Annotated in this window: 18 protein-coding genes; 13 read left to right on the top strand and 5 right to left on the bottom strand. The window is 48.9% G+C overall.

Annotated elements, in window-relative coordinates; genetic code table 11:
* The first annotated feature begins 154 nt into the window (after nucleotides 1-154).
* Nucleotides 155-1,540 carry a replicative DNA helicase gene (dnaB, locus tag R3187_RS03540; protein WP_019675939.1) on the top strand — a complete coding sequence of 462 codons (1,386 nt, stop codon included), beginning with the start codon at nucleotides 155-157 and terminating at the stop codon, nucleotides 1,538-1,540.
* Complete coding sequence (gene alr / locus R3187_RS03535; protein WP_318965327.1) at nucleotides 1,540-2,622, top strand: alanine racemase; 1,083 nt, start codon at nucleotides 1,540-1,542, stop codon at nucleotides 2,620-2,622. The genes dnaB and alr overlap by 1 nt, the downstream gene beginning before the upstream one ends.
* Nucleotides 2,623-2,640: 18 nt before the next feature.
* On the opposite strand, the gene R3187_RS03530 is transcribed toward alr, so the two are convergent.
* Nucleotides 2,641-3,105 carry a chemotaxis protein CheX gene (locus R3187_RS03530; protein ID WP_214001130.1) on the bottom strand — a complete coding sequence of 155 codons (465 nt, stop codon included), beginning with the start codon at nucleotides 3,103-3,105 and terminating at the stop codon, nucleotides 2,641-2,643.
* Between the two features lie 102 nt (nucleotides 3,106-3,207).
* Nucleotides 3,208-3,648, bottom strand: a complete 441-nt coding sequence (zur, locus tag R3187_RS03525) for a zinc uptake transcriptional repressor Zur (protein ID WP_318965326.1) — start codon at nucleotides 3,646-3,648, stop codon at nucleotides 3,208-3,210.
* 164 nt (nucleotides 3,649-3,812) lie between these two features.
* On the opposite strand from zur, the gene dusA reads away from it, so the two are divergent.
* The 6 genes from dusA (at nucleotide 3,813) to R3187_RS03495 (ending at nucleotide 10,044) form a co-directional block, all read left to right on the top strand.
* Entirely contained in the window at nucleotides 3,813-4,823 is a 1,011-nt protein-coding gene (gene dusA, locus R3187_RS03520; protein WP_318965325.1) for a tRNA dihydrouridine(20/20a) synthase DusA, read from the top strand.
* 203 nt (nucleotides 4,824-5,026) lie between these two features.
* On the top strand, nucleotides 5,027-5,287 hold the full coding sequence (locus R3187_RS03515) for a hypothetical protein (protein ID WP_318965324.1): 261 nt from the start codon (nucleotides 5,027-5,029) through the stop codon (nucleotides 5,285-5,287).
* Between the two features lie 231 nt (nucleotides 5,288-5,518).
* The gene (locus R3187_RS03510; RefSeq protein WP_318965323.1) at nucleotides 5,519-5,956 is read left to right on the top strand and encodes a copper chaperone PCu(A)C; all 438 of its coding nucleotides are present in this window, start codon (nucleotides 5,519-5,521) and stop codon (nucleotides 5,954-5,956) included.
* Between the two features lie 9 nt (nucleotides 5,957-5,965).
* Nucleotides 5,966-6,943 carry a DUF2333 family protein gene (locus tag R3187_RS03505; protein ID WP_318965322.1) on the top strand — a complete coding sequence of 326 codons (978 nt, stop codon included), beginning with the start codon at nucleotides 5,966-5,968 and terminating at the stop codon, nucleotides 6,941-6,943.
* A gap of 5 nt (nucleotides 6,944-6,948) precedes the next feature.
* On the top strand, nucleotides 6,949-7,722 hold the full coding sequence (locus tag R3187_RS03500) for a TIGR04219 family outer membrane beta-barrel protein (protein ID WP_318965321.1): 774 nt from the start codon (nucleotides 6,949-6,951) through the stop codon (nucleotides 7,720-7,722).
* 150 nt (nucleotides 7,723-7,872) lie between these two features.
* Nucleotides 7,873-10,044 carry a response regulator gene (locus tag R3187_RS03495; protein WP_318965320.1) on the top strand — a complete coding sequence of 724 codons (2,172 nt, stop codon included), beginning with the start codon at nucleotides 7,873-7,875 and terminating at the stop codon, nucleotides 10,042-10,044.
* A gap of 25 nt (nucleotides 10,045-10,069) precedes the next feature.
* Here the strand turns inward: R3187_RS03495 and R3187_RS03490 are convergent, their stop codons facing one another.
* Nucleotides 10,070-10,972 (bottom strand): TIGR03899 family protein, encoded by a 903-nt coding sequence (locus tag R3187_RS03490; protein ID WP_318965319.1) that lies wholly within the window; start codon nucleotides 10,970-10,972, stop codon nucleotides 10,070-10,072.
* Between the two features lie 188 nt (nucleotides 10,973-11,160).
* Here R3187_RS03490 and R3187_RS03485 point away from each other — a divergent pair, with 188 nt between their 5' ends.
* Nucleotides 11,161-13,416, top strand: a complete 2,256-nt coding sequence (locus R3187_RS03485) for an EAL domain-containing protein (protein WP_318965318.1) — start codon at nucleotides 11,161-11,163, stop codon at nucleotides 13,414-13,416.
* A gap of 50 nt (nucleotides 13,417-13,466) precedes the next feature.
* Here R3187_RS03485 and ppa read toward each other — a convergent pair whose 3' ends face one another.
* Nucleotides 13,467-13,994: an inorganic diphosphatase gene (gene ppa, locus R3187_RS03480; RefSeq protein WP_097111474.1), complete on the bottom strand. Its 528-nt coding sequence runs from the start codon at nucleotides 13,992-13,994 to the stop codon at nucleotides 13,467-13,469.
* A gap of 71 nt (nucleotides 13,995-14,065) precedes the next feature.
* Nucleotides 14,066-15,037 carry a class 1 fructose-bisphosphatase gene (locus R3187_RS03475; RefSeq protein ID WP_318965317.1) on the bottom strand — a complete coding sequence of 324 codons (972 nt, stop codon included), beginning with the start codon at nucleotides 15,035-15,037 and terminating at the stop codon, nucleotides 14,066-14,068.
* A gap of 137 nt (nucleotides 15,038-15,174) precedes the next feature.
* Between R3187_RS03475 and mpl the strand changes: the two genes are divergently transcribed.
* Genes mpl through R3187_RS03455 form a run of 4 tightly spaced genes read left to right on the top strand, consistent with a single transcriptional unit; the run spans nucleotide 15,175 to nucleotide 18,882 of the window.
* Nucleotides 15,175-16,530, top strand: coding sequence for a UDP-N-acetylmuramate:L-alanyl-gamma-D-glutamyl-meso-diaminopimelate ligase (mpl, locus tag R3187_RS03470; RefSeq protein ID WP_318965316.1), 1,356 nt, complete (start codon nucleotides 15,175-15,177; stop codon nucleotides 16,528-16,530).
* Nucleotides 16,521-17,189: a flavin prenyltransferase UbiX gene (locus R3187_RS03465; protein WP_413229012.1), complete on the top strand. Its 669-nt coding sequence runs from the start codon at nucleotides 16,521-16,523 to the stop codon at nucleotides 17,187-17,189. Before mpl ends, R3187_RS03465 begins: the two co-directional genes overlap by 10 nt.
* A complete protein-coding gene (locus tag R3187_RS03460; RefSeq protein ID WP_318965314.1) occupies nucleotides 17,186-18,112 on the top strand; it encodes an ABC transporter ATP-binding protein in 927 nt (308 codons plus the stop codon). Before R3187_RS03465 ends, R3187_RS03460 begins: the two co-directional genes overlap by 4 nt.
* Nucleotides 18,112-18,882 (top strand): ABC transporter permease, encoded by a 771-nt coding sequence (locus tag R3187_RS03455; RefSeq protein ID WP_318965313.1) that lies wholly within the window; start codon nucleotides 18,112-18,114, stop codon nucleotides 18,880-18,882. Before R3187_RS03460 ends, R3187_RS03455 begins: the two co-directional genes overlap by 1 nt.
* Nucleotides 18,883-18,937 lie beyond the last annotated feature (55 nt).

Below are 18,937 nucleotides of genomic sequence, written 5' to 3'. Positions count from 1 at the left end.
GCCTTGCAGTGCGCCATCCTGTTATTCCGGACACCCTCTTTTTCGCATTTCTTATCGCCTGTTCCACTTGTTTTAAAAAAATCCTCAACGTTGCTTTTTATTCTGCCGCTTGCAAGGTAGCATTGCACAGTTATTTCCAACTCTGTCAGGTGTTATGAGCAGTAATAAAGACAAGCAGGTCGCCGGCCTGAAAATGCCCCCGCACTCTATCGAAGCTGAGCAATCTGTGCTGGGCGGTTTAATGCTGGATAATCAGGCCTGGGACCGGGTGTCGGAGAAGGTGGTGGAGCAGGATTTTTATCTGCGCTCGCACCGTTTTATTTTCAGTGCTATGGCGCGGATTGCTGAAGCGAATCAGCCTATCGACTTAATTACCGTCTCTGAAGCGTTGGAAGCCAACCAGCAATTAGATGATATTGGCGGCTTTGCCTATTTAGGTGAAATAGCTAAGAACACGCCGAGCGCTGCCAATATTATGGCGTATGCTGACATCGTGCGCGAGCGCGCCGTAGTGCGCGATATGATAGCAGTAGCCCATGATATTGCCGATGCGGGCTATGACACACAGGGCCGCACGTCAGCAGAACTGTTGGATTTTGCCGAAAGTAAGGTATTTAAGATTGCCGAGCAGCGGGCCAATGCTAACGAAGGCCCGGAGCCGATTAACAATATTCTGGCTAAAACCATTGATAAAATAGACGCGCTGTTCCGCTCACCGCAAACCGGTATTACCGGCTTGTCGTCTGGTTATATGGATCTGGACAAAATGACCAATGGCTTTCAGCCATCGGATTTAATCATTGTTGCGGCGCGGCCATCGATGGGTAAAACCACCTTTGCCATGAACCTGTGTGAACATGCGGCCATTACCAGCGACAAGCCGGTACTGATATTCAGCCTTGAGATGCCCTCTGATCAGATTATGATGCGGATGCTGGCCTCACTTGGCCGGATTAACCAGACTAAGGTGCGGACCGGCCAGCTGGAAGATGAAGACTGGGCGCGGTTGTCATCTGCCATTGAGCTGTTAAACAGCAAAGGCAAGATGTATATCGACGATGCCTCCGGCCTGACGCCGACTGAGGTGCGCTCCCGTGCCCGCCGGGTAGCGCGGGAACATGGTGGCCTGAGTATGATTATGGTCGACTATTTACAGCTGATGACAGTGCCGGGGCTAAGTGAAAACCGCACGTTGGAAATTGCCGAAATTTCCCGCTCGTTAAAATCATTGGCCAAAGAGCTTAAAGTGCCGGTTATTGCCTTATCGCAGCTAAACCGTGGCCTGGAGCAACGTGCCGATAAACGTCCGGTTAACTCGGATTTACGGGAGTCGGGCTCTATCGAGCAGGATGCTGACTTAATTATGTTTATCTACCGCGATGAGGTTTACCACGAAGACAGTGCCGAAAAAGGCCTTGCTGAAATTATAATCGGTAAGCAGCGTAACGGTCCCATCGGCAAAGTAAGGCTAACCTTCCATGGTCATTTCTCCAGGTTCGACAACTACGCCGGTAGTGCCCGTTTTGAGGATGAGTATTAATGTCCCGCCGGCCGGTCGCTCAACTTAATCTGGCGGCACTTGGTCATAATTTACAGCGGGTGCAGCAACTGGCGCCGGCGAGTAAAATTCTGGCAGTGCTGAAGGCTAACGCGTATGGTCATGGTCTGGTAAAGGTAGCGCAGGCATTAACTGCAGCCGATGCGTTTGCCGTTGCCAGAATTGATGAAGCGCTGGCTTTACGCACTGCCGGCATTGTTAAACCGATTGTGTTACTGGAAGGCTTTTACGAAGCCGCTGAACTGCCCGTTCTGCTGGCTAATAATCTGCAGACAGTGGTGCATAACGAGCTGCAGTTGCAGGCACTGGAGCAAACAGCGTTAGACGGGCAGCTGAAAATCTGGCTGAAAGTCGATAGCGGTATGCACCGGCTGGGTGTTGCGCCGGAGCAGTTTAATGAATTCTACCGCAGGCTGTGGCAATGTCCCGCTGTGCAGCCCGGTATCCGGCTGATGAGTCATTTCTGCTGTGCTGATATGCCAGGTAGCGACAAAACGGCACAGCAACTGGCGTTATTTCAGCAGCTTTGTGCTGATAAAGCAGAGCAATGCAGTCTGGCAAACAGCGCGGCGATTATCTGCCTGCCGCAAAGTCACTGCGACTGGGTGCGGCCGGGATTGATGCTGCATGGTATTTCACCCTTTGCCAATCAACAGGGACAACAGCACCAGTTACAACCAGCAATGCGGTTAAGTAGCAGACTTATTGCCATGCGCCAGGTCCAGGCGGGTGAAACCGTTGGCTATGGTGCATACTGGCAAGCAGAAAAAGATACCTGGATCGGGGTTATCGCTATTGGTTACGGTGATGGTTATCCGCGCCATGCAGTGAATGGCACACCGGTCTGGCTGGCCGGGCGCGAAGTTAAGCTGGTGGGCAGGGTATCGATGGATATGATCACGGTCGATCTGGGCTCTGAGCCGACGGAGACTATCGGCGCAGAAGCGGTGTTATGGGGCCCGGAGCTGGCAATTGAACGGATCGCCCGCTGTGCTGATACCATTCCATACGAACTGCTTTGTAATATTACCCCGAGGGTAGATTATCAGTACATTTCTGGCTGACATTCACCTACGCAAAGGCTATTTATCGAAGCTGACTTCAATATGTACTTTACCGAATTCCGAATCGAAAGGCATTAAAATGGTCGGCCCCTCGCATTTGTGAGTAATAGTATGGGCTTTACCTGAGACAACTATCGGGGTGGCCATCGAAAACTCATAACCCTTATCGCCTAAAATACGTTTGGCGCCACCGGTAACCATATTGGTAATTTCGCCAACCATATCTGTGACATCTGCATTAATGGTTTTTGGCTTTTCACCCAGCATCCGGTACATCACTTCCAGTGCCAGCCCTTCTTCAAAGCTGACTGAAAACGAACCTTTTATATCGGTGCCAACCATACCAATAAGACCAGATACATCGCCACGCGCTATTTCATCTTTTTTAATCCGCGGCTGCCCTGGTACGATAGTAGTATTGGCCATAGTAGCTAAAACATTAACCAGAGAAGAAAGAAAAGGATTTATATACTCAACATTCATGGAACGCGCCTGTAAGTTATACGTTGGAATATACCAGCTTGCCATTTTAAGACTAGGAGTATTTCGCTCATCATACAAGCCAGCTTATGAGTTTGCTGTTATTTATGCAACTTGCTGGCATTTATGACAAAAACCGTGAGCTTCAATGGTCTGGTGTGTAATTTTAAAACCTTGCTCTATCGCCAGTGCACTGAACTCCTGGTGTAATAATGCCGAATGTAACTCGCTTACGCTGCCGCAGCTATCACAGATCAGCAGCTGTGCAGGGTGGTGGTGACCAAAATGGTGACACAGCATAAAGGCGTTGCTCGATTCAATTTTATGAATAAAGCCCTGCTCGGTCAAAAACTCCAGTGCCCGGTAAATCGTGGCGGGTTTGGCTGCCGGCTCAGTTTGTTTTAATTGCTCCAGCAAATCGTATGCGCCCATGCCACCATCGGTTTCAGCCATTAAGCGAAAAACTTTTTCACGGATGGACGTAAAGCGCGCGCCATTTTTATCACAAATAGCTTTGGCCCGGCTAACTAATGATTCTGTCGACATACTTAATCTTATCTCCTGGCAGCAGTCGAGCGCAGTGTAGCATATTGCCTGCTAAGTTCCACGCCCCGGCTTAGCTGATAATTGGCTGCCCAGCGTCAATTTCAGCGTCATATGTTGTACACTATACAGCTTTATATTACTGACTCGCTGCAGGTACCTGACTTTTGGCTATTACACCGTTGGATCACAAGTTCTCAGTCGCCCCGATGCTCGACTGGACTGATAAACATTGTCGTTATTTTCACCGGCTTATGAGCAAGCATGCGGTGTTGTACACCGAGATGGTAACGACGGGCGCGCTTATCCATGGTAAAGGCGATTATCTGGCATTTAACGAGCAGGAGCATCCGTTAGTACTGCAATTGGGTGGTTCGAATCCGGCAGAAATGGCCAGCTGCGCAAAAATGGCAGAGCAGCGTGGTTATGATGCGGTAAATATCAATGTTGGTTGTCCGTCTGACAGGGTTCAAAACGGCATGTTCGGTGCCTGTCTGATGGCAAAGCCGGAACTGGTTGCCAGCTGCGTTGCGGCGATGCTGGATGCGGTATCGATACCGGTGACGGTGAAAAGCCGGATTGGAATTGACGAGCTCGACAGCTATCAGTTTTTAACCGACTTTGTTGGTACCATTGCTGATGCCGGTTGTCAGCAGTTTATTGTCCATGCCCGTAAAGCCTGGTTAAAAGGCCTGAGCCCAAAAGAAAACCGGGAAATACCTGAGCTGGATTACCCCAGGGTGCACCAACTGAAACAGGATTTTCCAGCGCTGGATATCAGTATCAATGGCGGGATCAAGACACTGGATGATGTGCGGCAACAGCTGCAGCTGGTTGATGGCGTAATGGTGGGACGTGAAGCGTACACCAACCCGTATTTATTAAGTCAGGTTGATCATTATATCTACGGCGAACAACAGCCAGTGTTAAGCCAGCATGAGTTGGTGCGGGCGATGCTACCTTACATTAAACAGCAGATGCAGCAAGGCGGGCGGTTCTGGCATATTGCCCGTCATATGCTGGGCTTGTTTCAGGGGCTGCCAGGTGCCCGCCAGTGGCGACGGCATTTAAGTGAAAACGGCCATAAGGCTGAGGCAGGGCCTGAGGTATTGCTGCAGGCGCTGGCGTTTGTTCCTGAAAATGCGGCACCCGGTAGAACAGTTGAAACAGCGAGCTGAATAGAGCATGAAGATTTTGACCAACTTAGTGGTTAATTTTGCTACTTTTTGGTTTCTGGCTTATCAGTGGTAAATTCCGTTTTTTTTGCATTGAATTAAAATTGTTATAAATCAGCTGGATAGCTTTCATTTAAAGTTGGCATAAGCTTTGTAATAGCTAAGTCGTAGTATCAAATAACTTAACTATTATGAAGGAATATAAAATGAAAACGTTAGCTGCACTTACTTTAACCGCTGCCGTAATGTTTACTGCAACACCTGTCCAGGCCAACCCGGCAACTGAGGCTTTACAGCAATTAGCTGCGAATCAGTTAGCTGAACTGAAAGTCACTGTCGCACAGCAAGCGCGGCAGGCGATGGAAAAGACAGCAGCTGAGGTTCGTCAGTTGTTACAGGCAGAACCCCAGGTTACTCAGCAGAAAGATGTGGTTGCCAAAGCCGACACCAAGTCTGCGATAGAGTAACCGATGCTGACCGCAAGCAGTTTATTGCTGCTGTATTTACTGCCCGTTGTCACCATGTTTTCGGCGTTCGTGTTGTGGAGCTTTCTTACGCCTGTAATGTTGTTGTGGCATAAAGCACGGAGTTAGTTGTTCCGGGCTTTTTGCCATTTTAAGGTTTTAACTTTGTGCTAAGTCGCTGTTCGCTGCCATGATTTGGTGTAAGATGAGCTAAACTTGTTAAGGGAGCGTAACATGAATCGACTGGCTATTTTTTTATCTACTGCTATTTTCGCTCTGGCAGGCTTACCTGCAACTGCGACAGAGTTGACTGTGACTGAAGGCCAGGTAAGGGTGCCAATGCCCGGGCGGACAGTGACCGCAGGTTATTTTACTGTTCATAACAATTCTTCAGCGGCAGTAAAGCTGATGTCAGCTGAAAGTGCTGCGTTTGAACGTGCTGAGTTACATCAACACACCCATCAGGATGGCGTGATGCGGATGGAGCACGTTGCTCATATCGATATTGCGGCCAATAGCAGTGTCAGCCTGCAACCTGGCGGTCTGCATCTGATGTTATTTAACCCGCAGCAGCCGTTACTTACCGGTGAAAGTGTCACCGTTGTCCTGCACTTTAGTAATGGCAAACAACTTGAATTGAGTATGCCACTAACTGAAATGCCACGGCGCTAAGGATTAACTATGAACAAACGTAATTTGGCCTTCATAACGGCAGGCCTAGTACTGTTTTTTTTCTTCGTGATCAGTTGGTGGGTCAGCCGGGAACCGGCGCTGTTAACCGCAGATATTACGCAGTCTGAGCAAACCAGTACTGACAGCGCAACAGTCGGCCATACAACAACAACTGCATTGATAAAAGTAACGGAAACCCTGCTTGATAAACCGGGTGGTTACCTGGCTAATGATATTTTACCTCCTTACAGCCTGCTGGATAATATGCCTGCCTGGGAGTTTGGTGTGCTGGAAATGTCGCGCGATCTGGCATTGGCATTTCGGAAAGACTTCAGTCGCTCACAATCACAATCTGCTGAAAATGAATTTTTAAAAGTTGCTCAGCCCCAACTCAATATTGACCATCGCAGCTGGGCTATCCCCAGTGCCGAGTCTGAATACCGAAAAGCGATTGCGCAATTGTACTTATACCGTGATGCCTTATCTGACAGTAGCAGTGCCGGCAGTCAGTTTTATGCGCGGGCAGACAACCTGCGGGATTGGCTTAAAAATGTCGAAAAACGATTGGGCAGTTACTCGCAAAGGTTAAGTGCCAGCGTTGGTCAGGACCGGCTGAATACTGATCTTGCCGGTGACGCAGATGCTCGACAGTCTACTGATGGACCCCGTCATCAGGTGGTTAAAACCAGCTGGTGGAAAATTGATGATGAGTTTTACGAAGCTCGCGGTGCAGCCTGGGCTTTATTGCATTACCTGAAAGCCGTTGAAGTTGACTTCGCCGAAGTGTTACACCGGCGTAACGCTATGGTAAGTCTGCAACAGATCATCCGCGAGCTGGAAGCGACCCAGCAGCCAATCTGGAGTCCGATGGTATTAAATGGCAGCGGTTTTGGACTGCTGGCCAATCATAGCCTGGTAATGGCAAACTATATTTCCCGGGCCAATGCGGCACTGATTGATTTATCAGAATTATTAACTCAAGGATAAGTAGTATGCAAAAACACTCCGTCATTGCTTCCATGTCAGCGCTTGCGCTAAGTTCAGTCTTGCTTACAGGAAACGCCGCAGCCGACACGCTGTTGGGTGTTTACGTGGGTGGGGATGGCTGGCGTACAGATGTAACGGGCAGCTTTGGTAACAGCGAACCTGCACCGGCATTTAATTTTGACAGCAAAACACAAGGTTCATATTTCATTGCGCTTGAACACCCGATACCCGTGTTACCCAATATCCGGCTGGCACATAATCAACTGGATGCTGCCGGTGTTACGTTAATTGACGGTCAGTTTAGTTTTGGCGGTGAAAACTTCGCTGTGAATACAACCGTAGCCAATCAGGTAGATCTGACTAATACCGATATCGTACTGTATTATGAAATTCTCGATAACAGTGTGGTCGCTTTCGATCTGGGTGTTAATGCGAAACATATTAATGGTTCAGCTTCAGTAGTGGATCAGGCCCAGAATGGTCTGCAAGGTGAAGAGTCAGTATCACAATGGTTACCGTTGGTGTACGTCAACAGCAAAGTTGGTCTGCCACTAACCGGTTTGGATGTGTTTGCACAAGGGAGTTATATCGGCTGGAGTGATAGCCGGATGTATGATGTTCAGGCGGGCCTGGGTTATGAAATTGTTGATACACTTGCAGTCGATATCAGGTTTAAAGTGGGATACCGGGCAGTTAATTTACGGTTGGACGATCTGGATAACTTGTATAGTAATCTTGATTTTAAAGGAGTATTTGCTGGTGTCGAGTTGCACTTTTAAACCGGTAACCCCCAGGTAAGCCGGCTAATTGCAACTTATCTGGTTAACTACTCATCATTCGCTATCGGTCAGTTGTGCTAAGGAGCAACCCTTGTTGCCAGCATAAAATCACTTTATAGTTACCTTACTCTGACCGATGGCAGTATCAATTTGACAAACATATTCAGACAGTTAATTGCTCCCTGGCTGCTCGCCCTGGTCCTGGCCTGGGTACTCATAATCGTATGGCATTATAATGAGACCCGCAATCAGCAACTGCAGCAAATTCAGCAGTTGGCTGTTACTGCCAAATATGCTGCTCAGGCCACGCTGTCTGGCAATAACAATCAACAATTAGCCAATCAGCTGCGGCAAATCGACTACAGTGCTGCGCCAGCGGTAAAGTACATTGCTGCTTATGATGGACAACTGCAGTTGATTGCCAGTAGTAAACCCGCTGAAGCTGCCGCTGTGCTGAATGATGCCGCAGACGTTTATCAGGTAACAGCATTGCCCGATGGTAGCCAACTGGCAGTGTTACCAGTCAGTACCGGTCTGGCCAGCAGCCAGCCAGCTGTTGCAGGACAGAACCGGGGCAACGGTTATGTGGTGGTAGTCTTCAGAAACCAGCCGGGCGGCCTGGTATGGTTAGTTCCATTGGCGCTGTTAACAGTGGCGTTGGCGGCTGGCCTGATCCTAAGCATCGGTGCACTGAGACGTGGTCAGCTGCGTTTGGCAACTGATGTAGAACTGTTAGCCCACTATTGCCGGCGGTTACAAAATTCCCGGCAACACAGCCAGACTGCTGAACCGCTGGTAGCAGTGTTAAAACCGTTACAGCAGGTAATCAATGATCTGGCCGCCACCCTTGATCACAAGCAGCTGACGACAGAGCAATTAGTCCAACAGTTAAACCAACGGGCGCAACACGCTAATTTACAACTGACTGAGCTTGAACAACAGCGGCAGCAGCTTACGACTGAGCTACAGTTACAGCAACGTCAGTTACGGCATTGGTTTGGGCAAAGTATGTTGCTGTGGCAGCGCAGAGACCAGCTTCAGTCTGGACAGCTGCAACGGTTACTGCAAATGCATTTGCTGGCGGGGTATTATCAGTTCAGTGACAAAGTTGTCCAGGGGCAGCCGGTTCAGCTCGGCCATTGGCTGGGGCAGCATATTAGTGAACTGAACGAGATATTAGCTCCTACTGCGGCAATTTCGCTGGACTGGCACGAACATGCAGACAGCCTGGGTTGTACCGTAAATATTTGTCAGAAAACATTACAGTCATTGTTACAAGCATTGATTATGCTATGTCTGCGGATCGAGGATGTCAGCAAAATTGCTGTAACAATTCAATTGCAGCCGAGTGAACAACAGCCGGTATTGCGATTGACCGCCAGTTGCAATGGCAATGGCTTGCCAGCGCATTGCCGCGAGCTGATAAAAACCGATGATTTGCAAGAGTTGCAATGGAGTGACACCGATGTCGCTTTGCTTAAAGCCATTCAGACAACAGGCGCCGCTTTCAATTCTCAATCACTGGATGGTCTCGGATGTATTCTGCAGTTAACCGTTCCGGTGCAGACTGAGCGGCACCATGTCGCAAAGACCATTCAACATTTATTGATTTTTGATGCGGATTCGGAGCGGGGACAACAGCGAAGTGTTGCGCTCAATGGCATCGCATCTCAGGTTAGTAAATGTAATAAGCCTGCTGAACTGGAGCAGTTAATTCACAGCAAGGTGTTTGATATAGTCTTAGTGTTTTTACCGCCGACGACAGATATTTCAGACTGGCAGAAACTACGACATAGTCTGCAGCAACAGCCCGGAGTGCTATATTTCGCGCCACCGGATTCAATTGCAAGCTGGCTGCAAACCCTGCCAGATGTACTGGCAAGTCAGCAGTTTTGTCTGTCCCTGGTACAGAAAAAGGCTGAGCAGCTACCCAATCCGGCTAACCAGCAACATATTCTGGTGGTTGATGATAATGAAACAAACCTGGCTTTCGTCCAGGTATTGCTGAAAAATAAGCCGCTGGTCTTACATACCGCTACTTCTGCGGCTCAGGTTTTTTCGCTATGTGCTCAAACGCGTTTTGATATGATTCTGCTCGATATTCAGCTGCCGGATATGTCTGGCGTTGATATTGCTAAAAAACTACGTCAGATGCCCCAGTACCGGCAGGTTCCTATTGTTGCTTTCACCGCACATGCCCTGCCGGCAGAGATAGAGCGTTACCGAGAGGCGGGCATGGATGATATTGTGTTTAAACCACTGGAACCCGCGAGGTTAGACACGTTACTTGCCAGATTTTCTCTCAGCGCAAATCCGGGTTAGCCCGGATTCAACCGCTAAGCATGACTCATTTAAATGCCAGTACGGCACCAAGTTGCTGCTGCAATGTGGCTAAATAACCACTATGGGTTGGGCTGTTTAACAGTGGCAGCAACTCGGTGCCCACCGCAGTATATTTATAATATTGTAATACCACGCCGCGCTGCAGCGCTGTGCACTCCAGGGTTTGACTCTGAAACTGCCAGCTGAAGTGCTGCCCGGGTTGCAGTTCACCACTTTCAATTTCCACGTTATGTAAAATGCCGATGTCGACCAGATTAAGGATTTGCGGATAAGATAAGCCAAACTGACTTAAGTTAAGTAATGCCATCCGCCGCCCTGTCAGCAGTTGCCAGAGCGAGGGTTTACGGATATACCCAAAATAAATGCGGCCACTTTGTTCCTGTCTGCTGCGACAACTGAGACTGGCTGCCAGCTGCAAGCTTTGTGCTTCTTTAAAACTCATCAGTTTCAGCGTTTGCAGGGTTTTCAGGGAAAAACGACCCGGAGTAGCGATTTCACCTGCCAGTATTTTGGCCCATAATTGTTGCATGCTGCTATTTGAGATATCCAGTACCAATTCGCAATACTGAGAAAACCAGTCCGGATCAACTTCCTGCGCAGAGACCCGCTCCGGACAATATTCCAGCGCCATTGCCATGATTTTTTCCAGATTCTGCTGCTGACGTTCCCGTTGCATTTGCAGGCGGCGGTTTACCCGTTGTGCCAGGTTGAGATCGCCATCGGGGTCTGGCGCACCTGAGCGTGCGGCAAGTTGCTGATGTTTAGCACTACCCGGGGTAACGTCGGTGACATGTGCACCGGCTTCATCAAGGGTTTCAGCAGTTTTGCCAGCCACTGGCGCACCAAGATGATAACGCGCCAGTTTTAATAGCCGCTGCTGCCCGGAAGCCGAGGTTATTTTGCTCAAAATAAATCCGGTATTGATAACGTAATAAATGTTATCTTGGCATTAAGCTGTTGTAGCGGCAAGTAGCAGCAAAAATTTAGGCCTGGCGGCTAAGAAAGTCAGATAACATAAAAATAAACGACAATTCGTTTTTTGTTTTCTAACGTATGCATGTATATTTAAGACAAGAGACAGATAAAGGCGTAATCATGAAATCGAATGAAACAGATGAAGATTTTCTGTTTTTCGCGGAAGACGAGCAACCCTCGCCTGAACCGGAGCTTGCAGTTGGCGTCTGGAATATTCTTATCGTTGATGATGATGAAGAAATCCATACCGTTACCAAGCTGGCACTGAACGATCTGATTGTCCTTGGCCGTAAACTTAATTTTCACCATGCTTACTCTGGTGACGAAGCTATACGGTTTTTACATAACAACTCAAATATTGCCATGGTATTACTTGACGTTGTAATGGAATCTGATGACGCGGGCCTGAAAGTTGTGCAGCGGATCCGTGATGAGTTGCATCTGGAAGAGTTACGCATCGTACTCAGAACAGGGCAGCCCGGTTACGCACCGGAAGAAAGCGTTATTAAAGAATATGATATTAATGATTACAAAACGAAAACTGAGCTAACCCGTGGCAAGTTAGTCACCGCTATCATTGCGTCAATTCGTTCCTATCAGCAAATTCGCACTATCAATCAGAACCGGATTGGTTTGCAAAAAATTATTAATGCCGGCGCTAATTTGCTGGAGCAGCATTCCCTGCATGAATTTTCTGAAGGCGTGGTAACCCAGATTGCGTCGCTAATTGGCTTGCATGCTGAAGGGGTACTGTGCGCTCAAATTGAAGACGATGGCAGTACCAGTGACAAAATTTATGTGCTCGGTGCAGCAGGCCACTATGCGCCTTTTATTAAATGCCAGCTGGATAAGTTAGATAATCCACGAATAGTCCAGCAGATTAATTTATGTTTAAGTCAGCGCCAAAATATTTTTGGCCAGCAGGATACGGTATTGTACCTGGGCAGCGACAGACATTGTGCAGCGGTTTATATCGAAACCAACCGGCCGATTGAGGCATTCGACCGCCAGCTGATAGAAGTGTTTCTGAGCAACATTTCTATTGGTTATGAAAATGTGACGCTGTTTCAGCAGCTGAAGCATGCTGCTTATATTGACCCGCTGACTAAAACACCTAACCGCAACGAGTTCATTCAGATCCTGCAGGATACCCGGCGATTCGATGCCGAAGGGATGGTTGCGGTATTAGTGGATATTGATCATTTTTCTGATGTAAACGATGGTCTCGGTCAGGATGTCGGCAATGAGTTACTTATAGCCCTGACCCTGCGACTGATTGCTTTTTTTGGTACCAGTAGCCAGTTGGGCCGGATTGGCGCAGATGTATTTGGCTTAGTCGGGCCGGCTCATGAGCTGACACCAGAGCGGTTAGAAGAAGTATTCAACGAGCCCTTCCAGGCTTCTGAGCATGCGTTGCAGGTCAATGCAACCTTTGGCCTGTGCCGGCTGACTGACTCTGCTGAGCAAGGCCTGACCATTTTAAAACATGTTTACATCGCGCTGAATAAAGCTAAAAAAAGTATCAGTCAGAGTTACCAGTATTATCAACCGGAAATGGAAGATGAAATGGCTGAACGTTTGTCACTGCTGCGTAAACTACGCAGTGATTTCAGTCGTGATAAACTCGAACTATGGTATCAGGCGCAAGTATCATTAAGCAGTAAACAGGTGGTTGGCATGGAGGCGCTGTTGCGCTGGCCGGTTGCTGATGGTCAGTATATTTCACCTGCGGTGTTTATTCCGCTGGCAGAGTATTCAGGGTTGATTGTTGAAATTGGCACTTGGGTACTTGAGCAGGCATGTCAGCAAATTAAACATCTGGCTACCCAGGGTTATAGTGATTTGCGCATTGCCGTTAACGTCTCCATGCCGCAGTTCAGAAACCATCACTTTGTCCAGACAGTGATCGATTGCGTTAACCGTTATAATATCGACCCTGCCTTGTTAGAGCTTGAGATCACCGAGTCGGTCGTGATGGACGAACCGAAGATTGTGATTGATGCTCTGCAGAAACTTAAAAATGCCGGTATTAAAGTTGCAATTGATGACTTTGGTATTGGTTTCTCGTCATTGAGTTATCTGCAGCAGTTACCGCTGGACCGGATTAAAGTTGACCGTGCTTTTGTCCGAGAGGTTACTGAGCCTGCCGGCGAAGTGATTGCCCAAACCATTATTAACCTGGGTAAACGGCTTGGCCTGTCAACGATTGCTGAGGGGGTGGAAACCGAGGCGCAGCAACAGGCGGTTGCCGCTATGGGCTGTGATGAGATGCAGGGATTTCTGTTCGCCAAACCGATGTCCGCCGCGCAATTGCTGGTATTTCTAGCGGAAAACAATACTGATAAAGCCGCTGAATCCGGCATAACCAATAAATAAAGCCGCATATTGCGGCTTTATTTTTAGCTTTAATCACAGAAAACCGGTGGTTATTTCTTCGCGCGCTCAAACGACGTCATAATTTCAGCTTTGGCAGCTGCCGCGTCGCCCCAGCCAAGGACTTTAACCCATTTGCCCGGTTCCAGTTCTTTATAACGCTCAAAGAAGTGCTGAATTTGTTGCTTTAACAGCTCAGGCACGTCATTGATGTCCTGAATATGGTCATACAGCTTAGTCAGTTTACTTACCGGTACGGCAATAACTTTAGCGTCTTCACCCGCTTCGTCTGACATATTTAATACACCAACCGGCCGGCATTTAATAACTGCGCCCGGAACCAGTGGATAAGGGGTAGGGACCAATACGTCTACCGGGTCGCCATCCAGTGACAAAGTATGGTTAACAAAACCGTAGTTGCAGGGATAAAACATTGGCGTTGACATAAAACGGTCAACCCAAACGGTGCCGGTATCTTTATCTACTTCATATTTAATCGGGTCGGCATTAGCCGGAATTTCAATAATAACGTTAATTTCATCTGGCAGATTCTTACCTGCTGCAACATCGCTTAAGCTCATGGTCTGGTCCTTAGGTTCACAATTAAGTTCGTTAAAAATGGCGCCTATTATAGCGCCGGCAATAGAAATGGCTACGCTTTGTGATAACCAATACAGGTTTCCACTTCATGTTTTGAGCCCAGAATAACCGCTACCCGCTGATGGATATCGGTCGGCACGATGTCCATTATCCGCTGGTAGCCGGTTGAGCTTACCCCCCCTGCCTGTTCTACCAGAAAGCTCATTGGATTGGCTTCATACATTAGTCGCAATTTATCAGGCTTTTGCGGATCCTTACTGTCGCGGGGATAGGCAAATATCCCGCCGCGGCATAGTACCCGATGCACATCACCTACCATGGCAGCTATCCAGCGCATATTAAAGTTTTTGCCCCGCGGACCGGTTTTGCCCAGCAGCAAGTCTGCAACGTAACGCTGCATCGGCTCCTGCCAGAAGCGCTGATTCGACATATTGATGGCGAACTCAGTGGTGTATTTGGGAATGGCGGCCTGGTCTTCAGTCAGCAAAAATCCACCATAGGTGTTGTCCAGGGTATACAGGCGGGTGCCGTGGCCGGTAGTCAGGGCTAACATGGTAGACGGACCATACAGCACATAGCCTGCTGCAACCTGTGCCGTGCCTGGCTGTAAAAATAAGCTGCTGTCGTCAGGCGCTTTGTCAGGATCGGCAGGCAAAATAGAGAAAATGGTACCAATTAAGCTGTTAATGTCAGTGTTTGATGAGCCATCAAGCGGGTCAAAGGTCACCAGATATTTGCCGTGCGGGTTGCCGGCAACAATAGTGTCTTCTTCTTCTGAGCTGATTGCCTTGACTACGCCGGTTTCCAGGATCACTTCTTTGAGTAATTCATTGGCAATAATATCCAGTTTTTTTTGGGTTTCCCCTTGAATATTTTCACCCAGGGTAGAACCTAATACCCCTGCAAGTTCACCCTGGCTGACCCGAAAAGCGATTTCGCGACAGGCGGCCAGAATAGTTTTAAGCAGGGCTATTAAATCAGGTTCGACTCCGTCCTGCTGCAGTACCGGGGAAATACGGCGCATTTTGTTATTCCTTTTATTGCTGTAGTAAAGTTGTAGGGTCGGGCTATTTTAAAGAATTTATTGTTAAATTGCAGTTTTGATCGTAGTTTTATCTGTTTTTCTGTGACTAACGGGCCTGCACAGGCAGGAAATAACTGATGCATATTCATATTTTAGGTATTTGTGGCACCTTTATGGGCGGTATTGCCGCTATTGCCAAAGCGCTGGGGCATCAGGTTACCGGTGCCGATCAGAACGTCTATCCGCCAATGAGTGAACAGCTGACTGAACTGGGTATCGGTCTGGTGCAAGGGTATGACAGCAGCCAGTTCAGCCCTGAGCCGGATTTGGTGATTATTGGTAATGCGTTATCACGCGGTAATGAGGCGGTGGAATATGTGCTGAGCCGTGGCCTGCGCTATACCTCGGGCCCGCAGTGGCTGGCTGAACAAGTGTTGCAGGATCGCTGGGTGCTGGCCGTCGCAGGCACTCATGGTAAAACCACCACCAGCAGCATGCTGGCCTGGATATTAGAAGCCGCCGGTTTGAAGCCCGGGTTTCTGATTGGTGGCGTGCCGCAAAATTTCGATACTTCAGCCCGGCTTGGCGAGTCACCGTTTTTTGTGATTGAAGCGGATGAATACGATACCGCCTTTTTCGATAAAAGGTCAAAATTTGTTCACTACCGGCCCCGCACTCTGGTCATTAATAATCTGGAATTCGATCACGCCGATATTTTTCCTGATTTGGCAGCCATTCAACGCCAGTTTCATCATTTATTGCGAATGGTGCCGGCCAATGGATTGGTGTTATCGCCGGAAGATACCAAAGCGGTCAGTCAGACCCTGGCCATGGGCTGCTGGAGCGAGCGGCAGAGCTACGGCCAGGACTGGCGGGCAGAGCTGATTAACAACGATGGTAGCGCTTTTAAACTTTATTACCGGCAGCAGCTACAAGGTGAGCTGCACTGGCAGCTGGGAGGCCAGCACAATGTCGATAATGCGGTAATGGCGATAGCTGCTGCCCGTCATGCCGGTGTGCCGGTAGCCGTCGCGCTGGAAGCAATGTCAAAGTTTGTCGCGCCGAAAAGGCGGATGGAGCTTAAAGCCGAGATTGCCGGTATTAAGGTGTACGATGATTTTGCCCATCACCCGACAGCCATTGCCACCACCTTGCAGGGGGTGCGAAATAAAGTGGGCCAGGGCCGGTTAATCGCCGTATTGGAACTGCGCTCCAATACAATGCGGATGGGCGTGCACGAGGCGGCATTGCCGGTGTCGTTAGCCATTGCCGATAAAGTGTACTTATATGAGCCGGCCAATGCCAACTGGTCGCTCGACGCCCTGACCCGCAGTTTAAGCCCGAAAGCCGTTTTATCGCATGATATTGAGGCGCTGGTCGGTTTACTGGTCGAACAGGCAGCAAAGGGTGATAACATCGTCATTATGAGTAATGGCGGCTTTGGCGGCATTCACGATAAGCTGATTAGCGCGCTGGCGCGCAAATGGGAGTAACCATGCGGGAAATAACCTTAGCCTTTACCGGTGCGTCAGGAGCACCCTATGGCTGGCGCCTGCTGGAGTTGCTGTTGCAGCAAGGGATCAGGGTGCATTTGCTGATTTCCAGTGCCGCCCGGGTGGTGTTTGCTACTGAGCATAATATTAAACTGGCTGGTGCACCCGATAAGTGCACCGCGCAGCTGCAAGCCTTATTTAACTGCGCTGCGGATCAGCTGACGGTTTATGGCAAGGATGACTGGTTCTCGCCGGTAGCGTCGGGTTCTGCAGCGCCAAAACAGATGGTGATTTGCCCGTGCTCGACCGGCACAGTGGCAGCAATTGCCTGTGGTGCCAGTGACAATTTAATAGAGCGGGCGGCTGATGTGGTCATTAAAGAGGGCGGCAAGCTGATTTTAGTGCCGCGTGAATCGCCGCTAAGTGCGATTCATCTGGAAAACCTGCTGAAGCTGGCCCGGCTTGGCGTGACTATTATGCCGGCTGCGCCGGGATTTTATCATCAGCCACAGCAAATCAGCGATTTAGTCGACTTTATGGTTGCCCGTATTTTAGACCAGCTTGGGGTAGCGCAGCAGCTGACTGCCCGCTGGGGCTATGGCGGCGAGCGGCCAACGTCTGATACCGGCAATAAAGCAGAGACAGGAGAGGGTGAGTGAGTCTGGCATTAGATATTTCAGCGTTACATAAAGTCTATAAAAGTGGCACTGTGGCGTTAAGCGGTATTGATTTACAGGTGAAGCAGGGTGACTTTTTCGCCTTGCTGGGCCCGAACGGGGCCGGTAAAAGTACCACTATCGGGGTGATAACCTCACTGGTGAACAAAAGCAGTGGCAGTGTCAGTGTGTTTGGCTTTGATATCGACAGTCAGCTGGAGCAGGCAAAAAGCCAGCTGGGCCTGGTGCCGCAGGAATTTAATTTCAACCAGTTTGAAACCGTGCTGCAAATCGTAGTGCATCAGGCAGGTTATTATGGCGTGCCGAAAAAGCTGGCGCTGGAGCGGGCAGAAAAGTATTTAGGGCAGCTGGGGTTGTGGGAAAAACGCCATGCCCGGGCCAGGGAGCTGTCAGGCGGCATGAAGCGGCGGCTGATGATCGCCCGTGCCCTGATGCATGAACCTAAGCTTTTGATCCTGGATGAGCCGACAGCGGGTGTTGATATCGAACTGCGCCGCTCAATGTGGGAGTTCCTCCGGAAAATTAATAAAGCCGGTGTCACCATTATTCTGACCACCCATTATCTGGAAGAAGCGGAGACACTTTGTCGCAATATCGCCATTATCGACAAGGGCAGGATTATCGAAAATACCAGCATGAAAGCCTTGCTGAATAAGCTGACCATCGAAACCTTTATTCTCGATTTGGATCAGGACCCGGCCAGCTTGCAACTGGACGATTTGACATGGCGAACCCTGGATGAGCACAGTATTGAGGTTGACGTGGCAAAGAGTGACGGTTTAAACCCGATTTTTGAGCAGCTGAGCAAGCGGCAGGTCAATGTATTGTCGATGCGCAATAAAGCCAACCGGCTGGAAGAGCTATTTGTGGCACTGGTCGAAACCGGTCGGGGAGAAACAAAATAATGCGAGCGAGTTATCTGATTGCCCTGCAAAGTATTTTAACGAAAGAAATTACCCGTTTTATGCGGATCTGGGTGCAAACCCTGGTACCGCCGGCCATTACCATGAGCCTGTATTTTGTCATTTTTGGCAGTTTAATCGGTTCACGAATTGGTGATATGGGCGGCTTCAGTTATATGGAGTTTATCGTCCCCGGGCTGATTATGATGGCGGTTATCACTAACTCCTATGCCAATGTGGCCTCGTCGTTTTTCAGCGCCAAGTTTCAGCGCAATGTCGAAGAGCTGCTGGTCGCGCCGGTCCCGAACTACCTGATTGTGCTGGGTTATGTTGGTGGTGGTATGGCCCGCGGCATTCTGGTCGGGATTATCGTCACAATTTTGTCGCTGTTTTTTGTTGATATTCAAATCCATAATCTGGCGATTATTATTATTACCGTTATCCTGACAGCGATGCTGTTTGCGCTGGGTGGTTTAATTAACGCTATTTATGCCAAAACCTTTGACGATATCAGTATTATTCCGACTTTTGTGCTGACACCGCTGACCTATCTGGGTGGGGTATTTTACTCGTTAACCCTGTTGCCGGGGTTCTGGCAAAACGTGGCGGCGCTAAATCCGATTGTCTACATGGTTAATGCGTTTCGTTACGGCTTCCTTGGCATCAGCGATGTCAGCCTGTTGCTGGCATTGGCAGTAGTGCTTAGTTTTATCGTGGTGATGTTCAGTTTTTCGCTGTATTTAATCAACCGCGGTGTCGGTCTGCGCAGCTAGTATCTTTGTACTATTGAAATTTTTGCAGACATTTTTTAGCAGTTGCAGTAGAGTT

The sequence above is a fragment of the Arsukibacterium sp. genome (assembly GCF_033721375.1).
Lineage (GTDB): Bacteria > Pseudomonadota > Gammaproteobacteria > Enterobacterales > Alteromonadaceae > Alishewanella.
This window is presented reverse-complemented; position numbering and strand designations above follow the sequence as displayed.